Origin of the sequence: Myroides odoratimimus (assembly GCF_001485415.1) — a bacterium.
In the GTDB taxonomy this organism is placed as follows: domain Bacteria; phylum Bacteroidota; class Bacteroidia; order Flavobacteriales; family Flavobacteriaceae; genus Flavobacterium; species Flavobacterium odoratimimum.
This window is the reverse complement of record NZ_BCMQ01000009.1, coordinates 36,401-54,379: the sequence shown is the minus strand read 5'-3', so window position 1 is coordinate 54,379 and position 17,979 is coordinate 36,401. Positions and strand designations below refer to the sequence as shown.

Genomic DNA, 17,979 nt, shown 5'->3' with positions numbered 1-17,979 from the left:
TAACGAAATTTTTTGTAAATATTGATTGATAATTGTACTTTTGCTAGATTATTACGGTAAAGTAAAAAATAAAAGTTATGAAACATTTCAACAAATTATTTGCAGCAGCAATTCTTTGTGCAGGGCTTTCAGCTCACGCGCAAGACGCTGACCATCCGTGGGCTGTAACTGTTGGAGCAAACGCAGTTGACACAAAAGTAAGTTCAGCTAAAGGTTTTGCACACAGAACAGGAGGATATTTTAAAACGGATAACTGGAATATCTTACCATCAGTATCTTACTTAAATGTAGCTAGATACTTAGGTGATGGATTCTCTTTAGGTTTAGTTGGGTCTGTTAATAAAATTGACAAATTCATCAAATCAGAAGCAGAAGGATATGAAAAGTACAATCCTGGAGATTTAACTTACTACGGAATTGACGCAGAAGTTAAATATAGCTTCAAAGAGATTTTGAAATCGAAAGTAGTTGATCCATTCATCTTAGTAGGTGGAGGTTATACTTTTATGGGAGATGCAAGTCAAGGAACTGTTAATGGAGGAGCTGGATTAAACTTCTGGTTTACTAAAAACGTTGCTTTAACTGTGCAATCTACTTATAAGCATTCATTCTCTGATTCTAGAACACCAGACGTAGGAGTTGCTTCACACATGCAACACTTTGCAGGTATTCGTTTCCAATTTGGAGGAAAAGATACTGACGGAGATGGAGTTTTAGACAAATATGACGAATGTCCAGAGATCCCAGGTTTAGCTGAGTTCAACGGATGTCCTGATACAGATGGAGATGGAATTCCAGATCATTTAGATGAGTGTCCAGACTTACCAGGTTTACCAGAATTCAACGGATGTCCTGATACAGACGGAGATGGTATTCCAGATAATAAAGACGAATGTCCAGAGATCCCAGGTTTAGCTGAGTTCAACGGATGTCCTGATACAGACGGAGACGGAGTGCCAGATAATAAAGATGAGTGTCCAGAAGTACCTGGTCCAAAAGAAAACAATGGTTGTCCTTGGCCAGATAGAGACGGAGACGGAGTACCTGATCATTTAGATAAATGTCCAGATGTACCTGGTCCAGCTTCTAACAACGGATGTCCTGAAGTTAAAGAAATCGAGCCTGAGAAAGTAAAACAGCTTAACGACTACGGAAAAACATTATTATTCCACACTGGAAAATATACTTTCCAAGATGGTTCTTACGCAGTGTTAGATAATATGGTTAAAATCATGAAAGAATACCCAACTGCTAATTTCCACATCGCTGGATATACTGACAGTACAGGATCTGACAGAATTAACTTACCATTATCTGATAACAGAGCTAACGCTGTAAAAGTTTATTTAATTGAAAAAGGAATCGATTCTGCTAGATTAACTTCTAAAGGATACGGATCTAAAGATCCAATCGCTTCTAACAAAACAGTTAAAGGACGTGAGTTAAACAGACGTGTTGAAATCCAATTAGCTAAATAATTGATTTAAAACACATAATCTATAGAAAACGCTTCGAGTAATCGGAGCGTTTTTTTTGTACCTTTATTTTATGAAATCAAATACTTTTTTAGATAAGCTGAGTGCGCAGATTTATGCCGATTTTCCTAATTCCATGGACAATTTGGTGATCGTTCTTCCTAATAAAAGAGCTAAGGTCTTTTTGTTAGAAAATTTAAAGAAGTATTACAGAAATAGTGTCTTCGCTCCAGAGATTATTAATATTGAGGATTTCATTCAACAAGTGTCTAAGATTAGAGGGATCGATTCGATAGAATTACTTTTTAAGTTTTATGTAGTTTATCAAGAAATAGAGGGAGGTAATGCACAGGATTTTGATCGCTTCTCTAGTTGGGCTAATATGTTGTTAAGTGATTTTAATGAAGTAGATCGTTACTTGTTGAATCCTGATTATGTGTTTTCATATTTAAAGAATATTGAAGACATTAAACACTGGTCTTTAGATCCTGAACAAAAGACAGACTTAATTGTAAATTATTTAGCCTTTTGGGAGCAGATACCAGTTTACTATAAAAAGTTCTATGAGGTTTTACTAGAGGAGCGTATCGGTTATCAAGGGTTGATATATCGTGAAGCTGTTAAGTCGCATAAAGAGTATTTGAACAGTAATAATAAGGTGTTTTATTTTGCTGGGTTTAATGCATTAAATGCAGCAGAGGAGAAAATTATTCAACATTTCTTGTTGGAGAAAAGAGCTAAGGTGTTTTGGGATATTGATAAGCATTTTATGGAGGATCCTTATCACGATGCAGCGCTCTTTTTGAGACGTATAAAACGCAACTGGATACATTATCAATACAACCCTTTTGAATGGATAGTAGATGAGTTTGGCAAAGAAAAGAATATACAAGTGATACAAACTCCTAAGAGTGTAGGGCAAGCAAAGATCGCAGGGCAAATAGTAGAAGGACTTGGAGAGGAAGCTTCGAGATTAGAGAAGGTTGCCATTGTTTTAGGGGAGGAGAATTTGCTATTACCAGTATTGCATAGTTTGCCTTCTTCAGTATCAAGTTTGAATATCACAATGGGGTATAGTGGTAAGAGTAATCCTATTCAGATCTTATTGAACAAGATTTTTAAGATGCATTTGGCCGCTATACGACGCTCAAATAAACAATATGTTGTTTACTACAAGGAAATTTTAGATGTATTGACTAATCCTGTATTAACGCAAATTATTGTTCCTGAAAAGGTTATTAAAGAAATTAATGATCGAAATCTTAGCTTCTTTAGCATGAATCGTTTTGCAGAGTGGATAGAGGATCCTGATTTTCCTGTTCGTAAGCTTGTTTTCGGTAGATGGAATGAAAGGTCATCTGTTGAGGTTTTACAAAACCTTATTGAGATTGTATTAGCTATTAAGTATAGTTTAAATGATGAGGTACACAGTGACCGAATTAGTAAAACATTCTTGTATTCTTCCTATCAGATGTTGAATAGGTTAGTTTCTTATTGTCAGAAATATGATTTTATACAAAGTTACGATACTTTGTATTCGTTGTATAAACAAGTGATGGATATGTCTGAAGTATCTTTTGAGGGTGAACCTTTAGAAGGACTACAGATAATGGGGGTGTTAGAGAGTCGTGTTTTGGATTTTGACACTGTTATTGTGACTTCTGTTAATGAAGGGAAGTTCCCTGCAGGTAAGTCAGTTAATTCTTTTATTCCTTATGATGTAAAGAGAGAAATAGGCTTGCCAACTTATAAGGAAAAGGATGCTATTTATAGTTTTCACTTTTATCACTTGTTGTTAAGGGCAAAGAATATTTACCTTTTGTATAACTCTCAATCAGAGGGAATGGATGCTGGAGAAAAGAGTAGATTCTTAACGCAGTTAGAAGTAGAACAGTTAGAAGCACATGATGTAAAATATGTTACCTATTCTGCGGATTTACCTGAAAAAGCAAATGAGTTGATTCAGATTCCGAAGTCAGACCTCTTAAAAGAAGAGCTAAAGAATATTGCTACAACTAAAGGTTTCTCACCATCAGCTTTATCTAATTATCTTCGTAATCCTATACAGTTTTACTTGCAACGTGTCTTAAGGATTAGAGAAGTGGAAGAGGTAGAGGAGAGTGTGGCTTTAAATACTTTGGGTACTATTATACACAACTCTTTAGAGAATTTGTATAAACCCTTTAAAGGAGCTAGGCTTACAGTGGAGATTATTAACACAATAAAAACAAAAGCTGATGCAGAAGTACAGTTACAGTTTGAAGAGGTGTACAACAGTGATAAGGAGAAGATAGGAAAGAATCTGCTCGCTTTTGAAGTAGCTAAACGAAATGTGTATCATTTTCTAGAAGGAGAGATAGAAAAGATAAACGGAGGGGATGATATTTTATTATTGGAGTTAGAGACAGAACTTACTTTTACACTTGAAGATCCTAGATTACCTTATCCTATTAATCTATTTGGATTTGTAGATAGAATAGAGGAACGAAATGGTGTAATCCGAGTTATCGATTATAAAAGTGGTAAAGTAGAAGCAAATGATGTTAAGTTAAGTACATGGGAAGGACTTACACTTGATTTGAAAAATGATAAGATTATTCAGTTATTGTGTTATGCTTTAATGTATACGAAACACAATACAAATCAATCTGTGGAAGCCGGTATTTATTCATTCAAGAATAGAAAAGGTGGCTTCTTATTTTTTGGAGTAAAAGAAGGAAGAGAGGTTGATCATGCTATTACAAATGATACATTAACCTTATTCAAGGATGAATTAGTTGCCTTGTTGTTAGAAATACTAAATCCAGATGAGGATTTTATAGAAAAAGAATTATAGAAAATAGGGAAGCTTTTGCTTCCCTATTTTTATTTTATCGTATTTTTTAGTGCTTCTAGTAGCTCTTCTTTTGCTTCAATCTGAAGTAGGTGACCTCCAGGGATAATAGTTAAATCAGAGTCTGTATTTTCAACTTCTTTAGTGATGTCGTCAATAGAAAGAACAGGATCTGCATTACCTACAATCATACTTATAGGGTATGGAGCAAAATGGAGTAGAACTTCTCTGTCATTTCTTGATTTCATTCCCTCTACAGCTGCTAGTATGCCTTGTTTAGGTATTTTAAGAGCAGTATCTAAGTGTTCTTGTACTTCTTTAGCGTGAGTGATTTTAGTGTCTTCTAAAAAGGTGTTGTTAATTGCCATAGTAACAAAGAGGTCGCTATTCTTTTTGATTACTTCAGTTGCTCTGTCTCTGTTAATTTGCCTTTCTGGACTGTCAGCTCTGGTAGTAGATGAAACTAAGATTATTTTCTTTACATTATCCGGATATAGTTCTCCGAAGGCTAGTGATACATAACCTCCCATAGAATGTCCTATTAGTGTTACCCTTTTTAGGTTTAAAGAATTTGTAATTGTAAAAACAGCATCGGCCATGTCTTCCATACTGTGTATGTAACCAATACAACCTGATTCACCATGTCCTAAAAGGTCAATAGCAATAACCCTATATTTCTTTGAAAAGTAGTCAAGGTAGTAATTCCACATTTTACTATCTTCTAAAAATCCGTGTAGAAAGATTAAGGTGCTTCCTTTTCCTTTGTCAGTATATGATAAATTGGTGTTTTTATATAGAATTTTTGTAGTAGCCATTCTTTAATTTTGTTGCAAATGTATGATATACTATGACTTTGTCAAATCTTTTAACATTCAACAGAACTCCAGGTATTACAGTTATATTAAACCAGTCTAAATAATAGAAAAGATTATCTTTGCAGTTCTAATTTCAAAATATTTAGTAAAATGAAAAAAATAGTTGGTGCGTTTTTGTTGTTATGTGGAATAACTTATGGGCAATTAGGATTACCTTATCAGATTTATACAAATAAAGGAAAGAAAGTTTCTTATGAAAAGATGATAAAATCGCTTAGTAAAAGCGAGGTTGTTTTATTTGGAGAGTTTCACAATAATTCATTAGGCCATTGGTTGCAATTACAAGTAACAGAATCTTTAGGAGATAAAAGAGAATTGACTCTAGGAGCAGAGATGTTTGAAGCAGATAACCAAGAAGGGTTGACTAAATATGTAAAAGGAAATAGTACAGAAGAGCAATTTCAAGAAGAAGTGAGGCTGTGGAATAATTATAAAACTGATTATAGACCATTAGTAGAATATGCAAAGGAGAATAAATTAGAATTTATTGCGACTAATGTACCTAGACGATATGCAAGTCTATTGTTTAAAAAAGGTACTGCTGCATTAGATACTTTAAGTGTACAAGAGAAGAGTTGGATTGCACCATTGCCATTTCCTTATGATGCTAATTTGCCAGGATATAAGAATATGATGGCAATGTTTGAGGATCATAAAGATGAGAATTTGCCGAAGGCGCAAGCAATTAAAGATGCTACTATGGGGCACTTTATTGTTCAAAATTTAAAACCAAACCATTTATTCTTGCACTATAATGGTTCTTATCACAGTAATAATTATGAAGGTATAGTTTGGTATCTTAACCAATATAGGCCTTCGCTAAAAATAGCTACTATTACGATGGTAGAGAGTGATAATGTTGGTCATTTCGAATATGATAATTTAGACTTGGCTAACTTTATTATTGTTATAGATGCGAATATTTTAAAGTCATTTTAACGCTTTACTATAAAAAACTTTTTTTTTTCTTAAAAAAAGTCTCAATTGGTCTATTTTAGTGAATTAGCATTGTTTTATTCTTTGTTTATATCGAGTATAAATAGAAGGGTAGACTTTGTTGATAACGTTAAGAAGGTGTATTTTTGAGAGATTTTTTCAAGAAAAACAATTAAAATTACATTATGGCAAAATCTGCACTTTTAAAGTCATCCTTAGCTAAGAAATATTGGATGGCTCTTACAGGGTTATTTTTATGCTTGTTTTTAGTAGGTCACTTGGCGGGAAACCTTCAATTGATATTTGGTGACGCTTCTGCATTTAACGAGTATGCGTTATTTATGACTACTAATCCAGCAGTAAAAGTATTATCTTATGTTACGTATATTTCAATCCTTTTTCACGCGATTGATGGTATCGTTTTAACGATTCAAAACAAAAAAGCACGTCCAATCGGATATGCAAAAAACAATGCTGCTTCTAATAGCTCATTTTCTTCAAGAAACATGGCGGTATTAGGAACTTTACTTTTAGTATTCATCGTGACTCACATGGCTAACTTCTGGGCTAAAATGCACTTTAGTGAAATGCCTTTACAAACTGTAGAAGTAAAAGTAGAGGGTCAAGATCCTGTAGTAGTATATAAAACAGTACAAGAGCAAGCTATCCCAGTAAACGCTGTTGAAATGGGACAGATAGAAGTAAAAGGTACTAAGTTTTATCAAGCAGGTACAGACTTAAAGATTGCTGATGGATATAAAGATTTACATAAAATTACAATTGAGTTCTTCCAAAACGAAAGTACTGGATTAATCGCTACAATTGCTTATGTACTTGCTATGGTGGTTTTAGGATTCCACTTATCTCATGGATTTGGTAGTGCATTCCAATCTTTAGGAGCTAATAATCCTAAATATAAGGGAGTACTTAAAGGGCTTAGCTTCTTAATTGCGTATGTTGTACCTGCGCTATTTGCTATTATCCCATTATATATTCATTTTATTAAATAGTCCTAAAGAAATTGATCATGAAATTAGATTCTAAAATACCTAATGGACCACTTGATAAAAAATGGTCTGACTATAAAAATCATATTAAATTAGTTAACCCAGCGAATAAACGTAACATTGATGTTATCGTTGTAGGAACTGGATTAGCAGGTGGTTCTGCTGCTGCTACATTAGCTGAGTTAGGATATAACGTAAAAGCTTTTTGTTATCAAGATTCACCTCGTCGTGCGCACTCTATTGCTGCTCAAGGGGGGATTAACGCTTCTAAGAACTACCAAGGTGATGGTGACTCAGTTTACAGATTATTCTATGATACTGTAAAAGGAGGAGACTACCGTGCACGTGAAGCAAACGTTTATCGTTTAGCTGAAGTTTCTGAAAATATTATTGACCAATGTGTAGCTCAAGGTGTACCTTTTGCACGTGAGTACGGAGGTTTATTAGATAACCGTTCTTTTGGTGGGGTACAAGTATCTCGTACTTTCTACGCTAAAGGACAAACTGGACAACAGTTATTGTTAGGAGCATATTCTGCTATGAACCGTCAAATCGGTCGTGGTAAAATCCAAATGTATAATCGTCATGAGATGTTAGACATCGTTAAAGTTGATGGTAAAGCAAGAGGTATTATCGCTCGTAACTTAATCAATGGAGAGATAGAACGTCACTCTGCTCACGCTGTAGTTATCTGTACAGGTGGATATGGTAACGTATTCTTCTTATCTACAAATGCAATGGGTTCTAACGTTACTGCTGCTTGGAAAGCACACAAACGTGGAGCATTTTTTGCTAACCCTTGTTATACGCAAATTCACCCAACTTGTATTCCTGTAACTGGTGACCACCAATCAAAACTTACTTTGATGTCTGAGTCATTACGTAATGATGGACGTATTTGGGTTCCTGCAAAAATGGAAGATGCTATAGCAATTAGAGAAGGTAGATTAAAACCAACTCAAATCGCTGAAGAAGATAGAGATTACTACTTAGAGAGAAGATACCCATCATTTGGTAACTTAGTACCTCGTGACGTTGCGTCTCGTGCTGCTAAAGAAAGATGTGATGCTGGATATGGAGTTAATGCTACAGGTGAAGCTGTATACTTAGACTTCGCTTCTGCTATTGACCGTTATGGTAAAGAGCAAGCTCGTATTCAACACTTAGATGAAAACGACGCTAAGCTAGTTTACAAATTAGGTAAAGATGTAGTTGAAAATAAATATGGTAACTTATTCCAAATGTACGAGAAGATCGTAGATGAGGATCCATATACAACTCCGATGATGATTTACCCTGCAGTTCACTATACAATGGGTGGATTATGGGTAGATTATAATTTAATGTCAACTATCGAAGGATGTTATATCCTAGGTGAGGCTAACTTCTCTGATCACGGTGCTAACCGTCTTGGAGCTTCTGCATTAATGCAAGGTTTAGCTGATGGATACTTCGTATTACCATATACTATCGGAGATTATTTAGCTAATGATATTCGTACTGGAACTATCCCAACAGATTTGCCAGAGTTCGAAGCTGCTGAGAAAAATGTTCGTGATATCATTGACCATTTAATGAACAATAAAGGAACACATTCTGTTGACCACTTCCACAAGAAGCTTGGAAAAATTATGTGGGATAAAGTAGGAATGGCTCGTAACGCAAAAGGTTTAACTGAAGCTATGGCTGAGATTGCTGAGTTAAGAGCAGAGTTCTATAAAGATGTGAAAGTATCAGGTACTGCAGAGAGCTTTAACCAAGAGTTAGAGAAAGCTTTAAGAGTAGCTGACTTCTTAGAATTAGGTGAATTATTCGCGAAAGATGCTTTACACCGTGAAGAATCTTGTGGAGGTCACTTCCGTGAAGAGCACCAAACTGAGGATGGAGAAGCAAAACGTGATGATGAGAACTTCGCATACGTTGCTGCTTGGGAATACAAAGGAAACCCAAGTGATGCAGTGCTTCACAAAGAAGACTTAGTTTATGAAAACATTAAATTGGTAACTCGTAGTTATAAATAATATTGAGACTTAGGTCTTCGGACCTAGTCTTTTTGTAAAAATTCGACACAAATGAATCTTACACTTAAAATATGGCGTCAATCAAACGCTAAAGTACAAGGAAAAATGGTTGATTATAAAATCAACAATGTTTCTCCTGATATGTCTTTCTTAGAAATGCTTGATGTATTAAACAACGAGTTAATCGAGAAAGGTGATGATCCAGTAGCTTTCGACCATGACTGTCGTGAGGGTATCTGTGGTATGTGTTCTTTATTTATCAATGGTGAAGCACACGGACCAGACAGAGGTATTACTACATGTCAGTTACACATGAGAAAGTTCAAAGATGGTGATACTATCTATATCGAGCCATTTAGAGCGAAAGCTTTCCCAGTAATTAAAGACTTAGTCGTTGACCGTACTGCTTTTGATAAAATTCAACATGCAGGTGGTTTCGTATCTGTAAATACTTCAGGTAATACACAAGATGCTAACGCTATTCCAATTCCTAAACATGATGCTGACCGTGCATTTGACGCAGCTACTTGTATTGGATGTGGTGCTTGTGTGGCTACATGTAAAAACTCTTCTGCTATGTTATTCGTATCTGCAAAAGTTTCTCAATTTGCTTTGTTACCACAAGGTAAAGTAGAGGCAGCTGATCGTGTACTTAATATGGTAGCTGAGATGGATGCTTTAGGATTCGGTAACTGTACTAATACAGGAGCATGTGAGGTAGAATGTCCTAAAGGAATTTCTTTAGAGAACATCGCTCGTATGAACAGAGAATACTTAAAAGCAAGCTTGAAATAATAGTTTTTCTTGAAATAAATGAAAAAGCAGATATAGAGATATATCTGCTTTTTTTATTTTTGTACTCTAATTTATTGGAAAGAGAATTCGAGTTATGAGGAGTAAAAAGTCAATAAAGCACTGTGTCTTTAATTTATTAAATAATGATTCTAATGCTTTAGAAAGCAAAATAATACAAGGAGGAATCATTATCTTGATATTACTGAATGCTATCTCACTGATCTTTGAATCAATTCCTGAAGTTAGTGCAGAGTACAGTTCTTTTTTTTCCTTATTTAACTTATTCTCTGTAGTCTTCTTTTCAGTAGAGTATGTGTTGAGAATGTGGTCTATTACCTGTGATGAGCGATTTAATCAACCTTTTTTGGGAAGATTAAAATATGCTTTTACTTCTATGCAGTTAATAGATTTATGCGCTGTGTTACCATTTTATCTAGCTTTTGTACATGTGGATCTCCGTATCATAAGATTAATGCGTGTGTTTAGATTATTACGTGTATTCAAGATTACTCGTTATGTATCAGCATTGGCTCTTGTAGTTAATGTGTTTAAAAGAAAAGCGAGTGAGTTAGCAATTGCCGCATTTATGTTGATCTTTTTATTGTTAATAGCTTCTACAGCTATTTATTATGCAGAGAACCCTTCTCAGCCTGAGGCATTTTCTAGTATTCCTGATTCTATGTGGTGGTCTGTTATTACGATTTGTACTGTAGGTTATGGAGATATCTACCCTGTAACTGTGATCGGTAAGCTAATAGGAGGGGTGTTAGCTGTTATTGGAATAGGCTTTTTTGCTTTACCTACAGGTATTATCTCATCTGGTTTCTCAGAGATCTTGGCTGAAAGAAAGGAGAAGAAGTTATTAGCTCTACAAAAAAAGAATGTTTCTAGTTGTAATTGCCCGTGTTGTGGTAGACCTCAAGAAGAGAAGTAAGAATTATTGCTTATTTTTGGAGTATAATCTAAATATCGTAGTGTAATGAAAGTTGCCATGTTACAATCACCATTGGTATGGGAAGATATAGAAGCGAATAAAGAACATTTTTTAGAAAAGCTAGATTCTATAGAACAAGATACAGATTTGGTAGTTTTACCTGAGATGTTTGTGTCAGGCTTTACAATGAAGCCTGAGCGCGTTTTTTTGACTATGGAAGACGAATATATCACCGAGTTACAATCGTTGTGTAAAAAGCATCTATATGCGCTTACAGGTAGTATTGTTATTAAAGAAGGAGAAGACTACTATAATAGAATGTTCTTTATCTCTGATGAAGGTGAGATTAGTACTTATGATAAACGACACTTATTCTCATTAGCAGGAGAAGAGAAGGTATATAAAGCAGGGGTAGATAGATTAGTAGTTAACTATAGGGGATGGAATATATGCCCTTTAGTTTGTTATGACCTAAGATTCCCTGTTTTTAGTAGAAATAATGACGGAGTATATGACTTATTAATCTATGTGGCTAGTTGGCCAGATCAGCGTATTTACGCATGGGATTCTCTGCTAAAGGCACGTGCTATAGAGAATATGAGTTATTTGGTAGCTGTAAATAGATGTGGAAGTGATGAGAATGACAATATCTATTCAGGCCATTCACAAGCCTTAGATATGCTAGGAGGCTATTTAGTAGAACCATTGACAGGAGAACAAGTAGTGTATGTAACCTTAGATAAAGCAAAACAAGATAAAATAAGAAAGAGTTTCGGTGTACTTAGAGATGCTGATTCATTTACTATCCTATAAACAAAAAAGGCTCTTAGTTTTTATGCTAAGAGCCTTATTTGTTTATAAGTTGATTTGTTCTTTAATATCCCAGTTGGCACGGACATCTATCTGTTCAGGGAAGTAGACAGATTCTTCAGGTTGTCTTCTGTCCCAATAGTATCCTTTATCCCATACGCCATTTTTATTGTCATCATAGATAACTCTTATGTAGTACATTCTAGGGGGTAATGCTAAGAACTCGAATGTATTAGAGCTTTCACTATATTGACTAACGATTACTTTTTCTTTGTCATCTAGTAATTCAACGATAACAGGATAACGCTTTAATCCATTTAGTGTAATGGTCAAGTTTCCATAATCTGTATAATCTGTCGTTTTATTGTTCAGCACGATTGTATCATTTGCTTTTCCAAAGAAGTCTGTAATAGCTCCAGGCCATAGTGTTACCTTGTAATTATCTAGTTCTTCTTTCTTAAACTTTAGATAGAACTTTTGTTCCCTTGCTTTGTTATCTATAGTAAAAGGGACTGCTACAGAATCTTTATTAAAGATGGTGATTAGATCTTTATTAATAGACTTAACAGGTGTAGTTGTTTCTACTAGTAAATCAGATAAGAAATCAAGTGTACCTGATTTTCCTGACACGGATAGCGAATCTATTTCTTTCATCTTAGGTCTTGGTTTAACCATAAATGTCTTTGTAAACTCACCTTTCGTAGCAGTGAAGTGCAGAGAGTCTGCTTCTATCTTTGGGAACCAAACTTGCAAACTATCTTTATCTGCTAGTTGTGTATAAGCACTAGGGATTACTACCCCATCTTTTTTAACTTCTACGGTAGCTCCTTCAGCGTTTCCTATATACGGTAAGTACCATTTGTTTTGGGTAATCTGAGCAGGTCTAGAAGCCTCGAATTTCTCATCAGACTTGAATAGTGTCAAATCATAAGATTGATCTGTTGGAATCTCAATCGGTTCTTTTATAAAAGCTATTTTATCCTCAGTAGGATTAAACATAAAGTTGCTGTTCTTATCCTTTAATGCTACTAAGTAATACTTTCCTGCTTTAATATTCTCTATAGAGAAAGTCGTAAGACTGTCTAGTGTATTCGTTACATAAAGAGGTTTTTCTCTATAGATAGTAGAATCTTTAAATGTCTCAGCATCGTATAGCATTACATTGACGAAGTTATCCGACTTTAATTGATGTGCAGTTCTGATTGTCCCACTTAGTTTCAGAGAGTCGATATAATCTCCTGTAGAGAAGATATATTTAAACTGTTTTAGGACATTACCTTCATTGTTATCCGTAATAGCGTCCCCGAAGTTAAAACTATAAGTCGTATTCGGCTTTAAAGTGTCTATAAGATTGATCGTAACCGTCTTTCTAGCATTTCCCATAGGTAATACTTCAGGCATTCTATCCATAGGAGGAGAGATAATCAAGTTTTGATTTACGTTTTTGATCTTAACGAATTCGTCGAAATCAATAGTAATTTGCTTTTTGTCAAAATGTATAGAGTGGTTCTTAGGACTACTTCCTAGTACTACAGGTGGAATAGTATCTTTAGGTCCTCCTGAAATAAACCCTCTTTTAGCACAGTTCGAAAACGTTATAAAACAAAATACTGTAAAACAAACAATAAAGTATATACGAAACTTAGACATAGTTTTAATTTAAAAGACAAATTAACGACTATATTTTTTAGTTAGAAAATATGTATTATTAAAACTTTTAAATGCTACGAGCCAAACAGAGAATCGTGATTTTAGTATTTGGTATTTGTAATAATTTTTTACAGCATGCCTCTAAGGTATTCCCTGTAGTGAGGATATCATCTAGCAGTAAGAAATGATTGTATTCGTCGTCTTTAAAGTTTAGGTCTAGATCAAAAACTTCTTTTGTTTGACTTTTTCTCTGAAAACGTGATTTAGTTGTCTGAGAAGAGGTTTGAAGTGTTTTGATTAGAAGTTGATTATTTATTTTGATGTGAAAGTGATCACTTAGTGCTTTCGCGAAGCCGTCTACTTGATTATATCCTCTTTTCTTTTGTTTCTTTTTATGCATGGGGACAGGTATGATAGAAGTGATCTCCTTTAGACGCGTTGTTTTGGTTAGTTGATGTGCATAGATAGTACCTAAGAAATAACTTAGCTCAGGATGATTTCTATATTTGAGATTATGGATGATCTGCTGCACTTTGCCTCCTTTAGAAAAGAAGAGTAAACTAGCAGCAAACTCTATGGGTATCTTACCATAGAACTTAGCCATAGAATCATTTTGATCTATAAGATGTTCTTGTGTATAGGGGATTTCGTCTCTACAAGTAATGCATAGATATTGTTCATTTCTCAATAATATGGAGTTACAAGCCATACAGTTCTTCGGAAAGAGGAGATTCAGAATATCAGTTATGATCATCAGTTCTAGGTTACTATGTGGGTTATTTAGATGCTATGCTAAAATTAATCAGAACTTTCTCTATGTAATTATTAATAACAAATATCTTTGTGTTGAAATGAAGATATAGAAATGAAAATAGAAGAAGTACAACAGCAAATCATGCAATTAATGGTATTAATTGCTCAAAATAAGAAAGAAGAAGCCTCTGTAGCAATAGAGAAAATAGAAGAAAGTATCAATGATGGACTTGACTATGCACAGACAGATGACGAAGTCGTTCGTTGGGGTAAATTCCTGAAGATTATCGAAGAGTTAAAACAGAAGATAGGATAATGGAGCAGCACCAACCTTGTTATTGTTGTAGCGGTAACGCATATAGTGAGTGTTGTGAGCCGTATGTGACGAATACTACAGCTCCTTCTACTGCAGAGCAGCTGATGCGCTCTAGGTACACAGCCTATGCCTTAGCTAATGCGATATACATCATTAATACTACCCATCCTAAGACTAGACACTTTCATAGTAAAAAGGCAATTCTACAGTGGGCAAAAGAAAATACATGGCAACGCTTAGAAATTCTTGTCAGTGAGGAGAGTCGTGTAGTCTTTAAGGCTTATTATAAAGATGCAGAGGACAATGTGTGCGAACACTATGAGGATTCTTTGTTTGAAATGTTAGGAGGGAAGTGGTATTATGTATCAGGAACATTTAAGGAATAATCCTTGTGTTTTAGAGAGGGTAAATAAAAATTACTTCGTAACTTAGTGAAAATATAAAACTGTATAAGTATGAAACCAACCAGAATTGAAAGCGACTTAATAGGTGAATTAGAAATTCCTCAACAGGCTTATTATGGTGTACAGACACAAAGAGCAATCAATAACTTCAAGATATCGACAAGTAAGTTGTCTGATTACCCTGAGTTTGTAAAAGGATTAGCTATTGTAAAATGGGCGGCAGCTAAAACCAACTTTGAATTAAACGTTTTAGACGAAAAAATATATAAGGTTATCGCTGATGTATGTCAGGAGATAATAGACGGTAAGCTACATGCTGAGTTCCCTGTAGATATGATACAAGGGGGAGCAGGTACTTCTGTTAATATGAATGCGAATGAAGTTATCGCAAATAGAGCTTTAGAAATCTTAGGTTTCGAGAAAGGTGATTATCAACACTGTTCTCCAAACGATCATGTAAACTTATCTCAATCTACTAATGATGCATACCCTACTTCTCTTAAGGTAGCTGTATTCGAAATGAATAAGAAAGTAGTAGAGAAGCTAGAGAAATTAGTAAAAGGATTTGAGGCTAAGGCTGTAGAGTTTGAGAATATTATTAAGATGGGAAGAACTCAACTTCAGGATGCAGTGCCAATGACTCTAGGACAAGAGTTCGGTGGTTTTGCTTTCACTTTGAAGAGAGAAATAGCAGTTCTTAACCAGGCTAGCCAAGCGTTCTTAGAGATTAATATGGGAGCTACTGCTATCGGTACTGGATTAAACGCTGTACCAGGTTATGCAGATTTATGTGCTAAGAATTTAGGAATGTTGATGAAACAACCTGTTACTTCTGCTGAGAACTTAGTAGAGGCTACATCTGATACAAGCGGATTTGTTGCTTATTCAGGAATCTTGAAGAAAGTAGCTATTAAGTTATCTAAGATCTGTAATGACCTTAGATTATTATCTTCAGGGCCTCGTACAGGACTTAACGAGATTCAACTACCTCCTATGCAGCCAGGTTCTTCTATTATGCCAGGTAAAGTAAACCCTGTTATCCCAGAAGTAGTAAACCAAGTGTGTTTTAAAGTAATCGGTAACGATATGACTATCACAATGGCTTCTGAGGCAGCTCAGTTACAGTTAAACGTGATGGAGCCTGTATTAGCTCATACTCTAATGGAGTCTATGACATGGTTAGAGAATGCTATGGAAACATTAGTAGAGAAGTGTGTAGTAGGTATTAAGGCTAATGTAGAACATAATAAGGAGTTAGTATTAGGAAGTATCGGTATCGTTACAGCGCTAAACCCTTATATCGGATATAAAGCAAGTACTAAAATCGCTAAAGAAGCATTAGAATCTGGTAGAGGAGTTTATGAATTAGTATTAGAGCACAATCTATTAACTAAGGAGAAACTAGATGAGATTCTAGACCCTAAACATATGCTAGCACCGCATTCGATCTAATCGATACGTGTTATTAAATATAAGAAGTCTCCTACTAGGAGACTTTTTTATTGTTTATAGATGTAACTTTTTTAAAATCTGTTGTCTCAATACAAATTGGTAAGTTTATTGTAGTGATATAATAGCTTTAAAATGTTTGTTATGAAAGCATTAGTCATCGGAGGTACTGGAGCAACTGGTAAAGTACTCGTACGTCAACTACTTTGTGACGATGATTTTCACGAAGTAGTCATATTTATTCGTAAAGAATGGGATATTCAGCATCCTAAGTTAGTCGTTCATTTAGTTGATTTTGAACAAATCGACCAATGGAAGCATCTAATAGCAGGAGATGTCGCTTTTAGTTGTTTAGGGACTACGCTGAAGCAGGCAGGCTCTAAACAAAAGCAATGGCATATAGATTATGATTATGTCATGCAGTTCGCTCAGTATGCAAAAGGAAATGGAGTAACTAACTTTGTATTATTATCAGCTAAGGCAGCTTCTGATAAGAGTGCATTCTTCTATAGTAGACTAAAGGGAACATTAGAGCGCTCTGTATTGAATTTGCGTTTTGAGAATACTATTATTCTGCGTCCAGGACTTTTATTACGTCCAGGGACTAACCGTATGGGGGAGCGAATAGCTGCTAAGATTTTGTTTTTCTTTAATAAGATGCGATTGTTTATGAAGTATAAACCGATAGAGGTGGTTAAAGTAGCCAATCGTATGCGTAGAGAAGCGAAGAATCACTGCTGTCGTCGCTTGATTATCGAAAGCAATGAGATATAATAAAAAGGCTTATCTCTTAGAGACAAGCCTTTCATTTATTTTGTATAGTATTACTTAAAGCTAGTTGCTATCTTAAGTAGAGCTTCAGGATCGCTGACACCTTCTTTTACATTCATCAGTTTTATCGTATCATCATCTCCTAGACCAGTGCTCAGTGGTAGCTGTTGAGGAATCTTAGGAGTCTCACCGAACAAGGTTTGGTATAGCACTATAGAGTTTACGAAGACAGCGTCATTAAGCATATGACGTGATCTATCTGTGTGACGTAGCATATCTTTACCATCCTTAGTAGCGGTATAACCTTCTTTGCCAGCATAGGCAGCACCTAATACAGCAGAGAAGTTTAAGAATCCAGTGTTAGGTAACGCTTTAGCTACTGCTACACCATTCTCTACTAGTAGAGGTTGATAATCTTTATAATCTGCACTATTGTACTCAAATGGAACCGTCAGACCATAGATATAAGTAGCTACATCAGGGCTGTTTTTGGCTATCTGATCATGTACTTCTGCTGTGTTAGATTTATACTTGCCTAGTTCTTGTATGGCTACAGGTGTTGATTCTTGTAGAATCACATAGTCTAGATAGTTTCCATCTTTATCCGTTTGTTTAAATAATTTTTCAGCATTTTTCTTGTTTGAAGAGATGATCTGATCAATGCTTACCCCCATTTCTAAAAGGGATTTTACCTCTACTTGTTTATTGTTTTCCTTAGCTAGTGCGTCTAGCATTTTCGGAAAACTAGCGAAGTACTCCGTATGGCTATTCCCTACGAATAGTACTCGTATAGGACCTTCTGCTTTAGGCGGAGTAGGTTTTGCGACTAGTTCTTTCATAGTCTCTCCGTCTCCTACACCATTTTTGTTCTTATCTCCACACGATGTAAGAACTAATGCTCCAATAAAAGCACTCAATAAAATCTTTTTCATAGCAATTATATTTGTTAA

16 protein-coding genes are annotated in these 17,979 nt (G+C 35.1%); 12 read left to right on the top strand and 4 right to left on the bottom strand.

The annotated features are described in order from the left end of the window. The first annotated feature begins 77 nt into the window (after positions 1–77). Both MODO_RS10400 and MODO_RS10395 read left to right on the top strand, forming a co-directional pair. On the top strand, positions 78–1,478 hold the full coding sequence (locus tag MODO_RS10400; RefSeq protein ID WP_006259876.1) for an OmpA family protein: 1,401 nt from the start codon (positions 78–80) through the stop codon (positions 1,476–1,478). A gap of 70 nt (positions 1,479–1,548) precedes the next feature. Beyond that, positions 1,549–4,311, top strand: coding sequence for a PD-(D/E)XK nuclease family protein (locus MODO_RS10395; protein WP_006259875.1), 2,763 nt, complete (start codon positions 1,549–1,551; stop codon positions 4,309–4,311). A gap of 29 nt (positions 4,312–4,340) precedes the next feature. Here MODO_RS10395 and MODO_RS10390 read toward each other — a convergent pair whose 3' ends face one another. After that, entirely contained in the window at positions 4,341–5,123 is a 783-nt protein-coding gene (locus MODO_RS10390) for an alpha/beta fold hydrolase (RefSeq protein WP_006259874.1), read from the bottom strand. A 150-nt stretch (positions 5,124–5,273) separates the two neighbouring features. Between MODO_RS10390 and MODO_RS10385 the strand changes: the two genes are divergently transcribed. From MODO_RS10385 to MODO_RS10360, 6 genes are all read left to right on the top strand, one after another. Continuing rightward, a complete protein-coding gene (locus MODO_RS10385; protein WP_006259873.1) occupies positions 5,274–6,122 on the top strand; it encodes a ChaN family lipoprotein in 849 nt (282 codons plus the stop codon). Between the two features lie 182 nt (positions 6,123–6,304). Then, the gene (locus MODO_RS10380) at positions 6,305–7,129 is read left to right on the top strand and encodes a succinate dehydrogenase cytochrome b subunit (protein WP_006259872.1); all 825 of its coding nucleotides are present in this window, start codon (positions 6,305–6,307) and stop codon (positions 7,127–7,129) included. Between the two features lie 17 nt (positions 7,130–7,146). Beyond that, positions 7,147–9,147, top strand: coding sequence for a fumarate reductase/succinate dehydrogenase flavoprotein subunit (locus MODO_RS10375; RefSeq protein ID WP_006259871.1), 2,001 nt, complete (start codon positions 7,147–7,149; stop codon positions 9,145–9,147). 51 nt (positions 9,148–9,198) lie between these two features. Beyond that, a complete protein-coding gene (locus MODO_RS10370; RefSeq protein ID WP_006259870.1) occupies positions 9,199–9,942 on the top strand; it encodes a succinate dehydrogenase/fumarate reductase iron-sulfur subunit in 744 nt (247 codons plus the stop codon). A gap of 94 nt (positions 9,943–10,036) precedes the next feature. Further along, positions 10,037–10,876, top strand: coding sequence for an ion transporter (locus tag MODO_RS10365; protein ID WP_006259869.1), 840 nt, complete (start codon positions 10,037–10,039; stop codon positions 10,874–10,876). Positions 10,877–10,921: 45 nt separating this feature from the next. After that, a complete protein-coding gene (locus tag MODO_RS10360) occupies positions 10,922–11,689 on the top strand; it encodes a nitrilase family protein (protein ID WP_006259868.1) in 768 nt (255 codons plus the stop codon). Between the two features lie 42 nt (positions 11,690–11,731). Here MODO_RS10360 and MODO_RS10355 read toward each other — a convergent pair whose 3' ends face one another. Together MODO_RS10355 and MODO_RS10350 are read right to left on the bottom strand one after the other, a co-directional pair. Next, positions 11,732–13,336 carry an Ig-like domain-containing domain gene (locus MODO_RS10355; RefSeq protein ID WP_006259866.1) on the bottom strand — a complete coding sequence of 535 codons (1,605 nt, stop codon included), beginning with the start codon at positions 13,334–13,336 and terminating at the stop codon, positions 11,732–11,734. 67 nt (positions 13,337–13,403) lie between these two features. Beyond that, complete coding sequence (locus MODO_RS10350; protein ID WP_225600439.1) at positions 13,404–14,090, bottom strand: ComF family protein; 687 nt, start codon at positions 14,088–14,090, stop codon at positions 13,404–13,406. 111 nt (positions 14,091–14,201) lie between these two features. On the opposite strand from MODO_RS10350, the gene MODO_RS10345 reads away from it, so the two are divergent. From MODO_RS10345 to MODO_RS10330, 4 genes are all read left to right on the top strand, one after another. After that, positions 14,202–14,405 (top strand): hypothetical protein, encoded by a 204-nt coding sequence (locus MODO_RS10345; RefSeq protein ID WP_006259864.1) that lies wholly within the window; start codon positions 14,202–14,204, stop codon positions 14,403–14,405. Beyond that, positions 14,405–14,791, top strand: a complete 387-nt coding sequence (locus tag MODO_RS10340; protein WP_006259862.1) for a YchJ family protein — start codon at positions 14,405–14,407, stop codon at positions 14,789–14,791. Before MODO_RS10345 ends, MODO_RS10340 begins: the two co-directional genes overlap by 1 nt. Before the next feature lie 69 nt (positions 14,792–14,860). Next, entirely contained in the window at positions 14,861–16,261 is a 1,401-nt protein-coding gene (gene aspA, locus MODO_RS10335) for an aspartate ammonia-lyase (protein WP_006259861.1), read from the top strand. A 141-nt stretch (positions 16,262–16,402) separates the two neighbouring features. Then, a complete protein-coding gene (locus MODO_RS10330; protein ID WP_006259860.1) occupies positions 16,403–17,032 on the top strand; it encodes an NAD(P)H-binding protein in 630 nt (209 codons plus the stop codon). Between the two features lie 50 nt (positions 17,033–17,082). On the opposite strand, the gene MODO_RS10325 is transcribed toward MODO_RS10330, so the two are convergent. After that, positions 17,083–17,961, bottom strand: coding sequence for a hypothetical protein (locus MODO_RS10325; protein WP_006259859.1), 879 nt, complete (start codon positions 17,959–17,961; stop codon positions 17,083–17,085). Positions 17,962–17,979 lie beyond the last annotated feature (18 nt).

What these genes read in the sequence shown, in the direction of transcription:
- MODO_RS10400 (WP_006259876.1), top strand. Translation starts at nt 78, where the DNA reads ATGAAACATTTCAACAAATTATTTGCAGCAGCAATTCTTTGTGCAGGG.
- MODO_RS10395 (WP_006259875.1), top strand. Translation starts at nt 1,549, where the DNA reads ATGAAATCAAATACTTTTTTAGATAAGCTGAGTGCGCAGATTTATGCC.
- MODO_RS10390 (WP_006259874.1), bottom strand. Translation starts at nt 5,123, where the DNA reads ATGGCTACTACAAAAATTCTATATAAAAACACCAATTTATCATATACT.
- MODO_RS10385 (WP_006259873.1), top strand. Translation starts at nt 5,274, where the DNA reads ATGAAAAAAATAGTTGGTGCGTTTTTGTTGTTATGTGGAATAACTTAT.
- MODO_RS10380 (WP_006259872.1), top strand. Translation starts at nt 6,305, where the DNA reads ATGGCAAAATCTGCACTTTTAAAGTCATCCTTAGCTAAGAAATATTGG.
- MODO_RS10375 (WP_006259871.1), top strand. Translation starts at nt 7,147, where the DNA reads ATGAAATTAGATTCTAAAATACCTAATGGACCACTTGATAAAAAATGG.
- MODO_RS10370 (WP_006259870.1), top strand. Translation starts at nt 9,199, where the DNA reads ATGAATCTTACACTTAAAATATGGCGTCAATCAAACGCTAAAGTACAA.
- MODO_RS10365 (WP_006259869.1), top strand. Translation starts at nt 10,037, where the DNA reads ATGAGGAGTAAAAAGTCAATAAAGCACTGTGTCTTTAATTTATTAAAT.
- MODO_RS10360 (WP_006259868.1), top strand. Translation starts at nt 10,922, where the DNA reads ATGAAAGTTGCCATGTTACAATCACCATTGGTATGGGAAGATATAGAA.
- MODO_RS10355 (WP_006259866.1), bottom strand. Translation starts at nt 13,336, where the DNA reads ATGTCTAAGTTTCGTATATACTTTATTGTTTGTTTTACAGTATTTTGT.
- MODO_RS10350 (WP_225600439.1), bottom strand. Translation starts at nt 14,090, where the DNA reads ATGATCATAACTGATATTCTGAATCTCCTCTTTCCGAAGAACTGTATG.
- MODO_RS10345 (WP_006259864.1), top strand. Translation starts at nt 14,202, where the DNA reads ATGAAAATAGAAGAAGTACAACAGCAAATCATGCAATTAATGGTATTA.
- MODO_RS10340 (WP_006259862.1), top strand. Translation starts at nt 14,405, where the DNA reads ATGGAGCAGCACCAACCTTGTTATTGTTGTAGCGGTAACGCATATAGT.
- aspA (WP_006259861.1), top strand. Translation starts at nt 14,861, where the DNA reads ATGAAACCAACCAGAATTGAAAGCGACTTAATAGGTGAATTAGAAATT.
- MODO_RS10330 (WP_006259860.1), top strand. Translation starts at nt 16,403, where the DNA reads ATGAAAGCATTAGTCATCGGAGGTACTGGAGCAACTGGTAAAGTACTC.
- MODO_RS10325 (WP_006259859.1), bottom strand. Translation starts at nt 17,961, where the DNA reads ATGAAAAAGATTTTATTGAGTGCTTTTATTGGAGCATTAGTTCTTACA.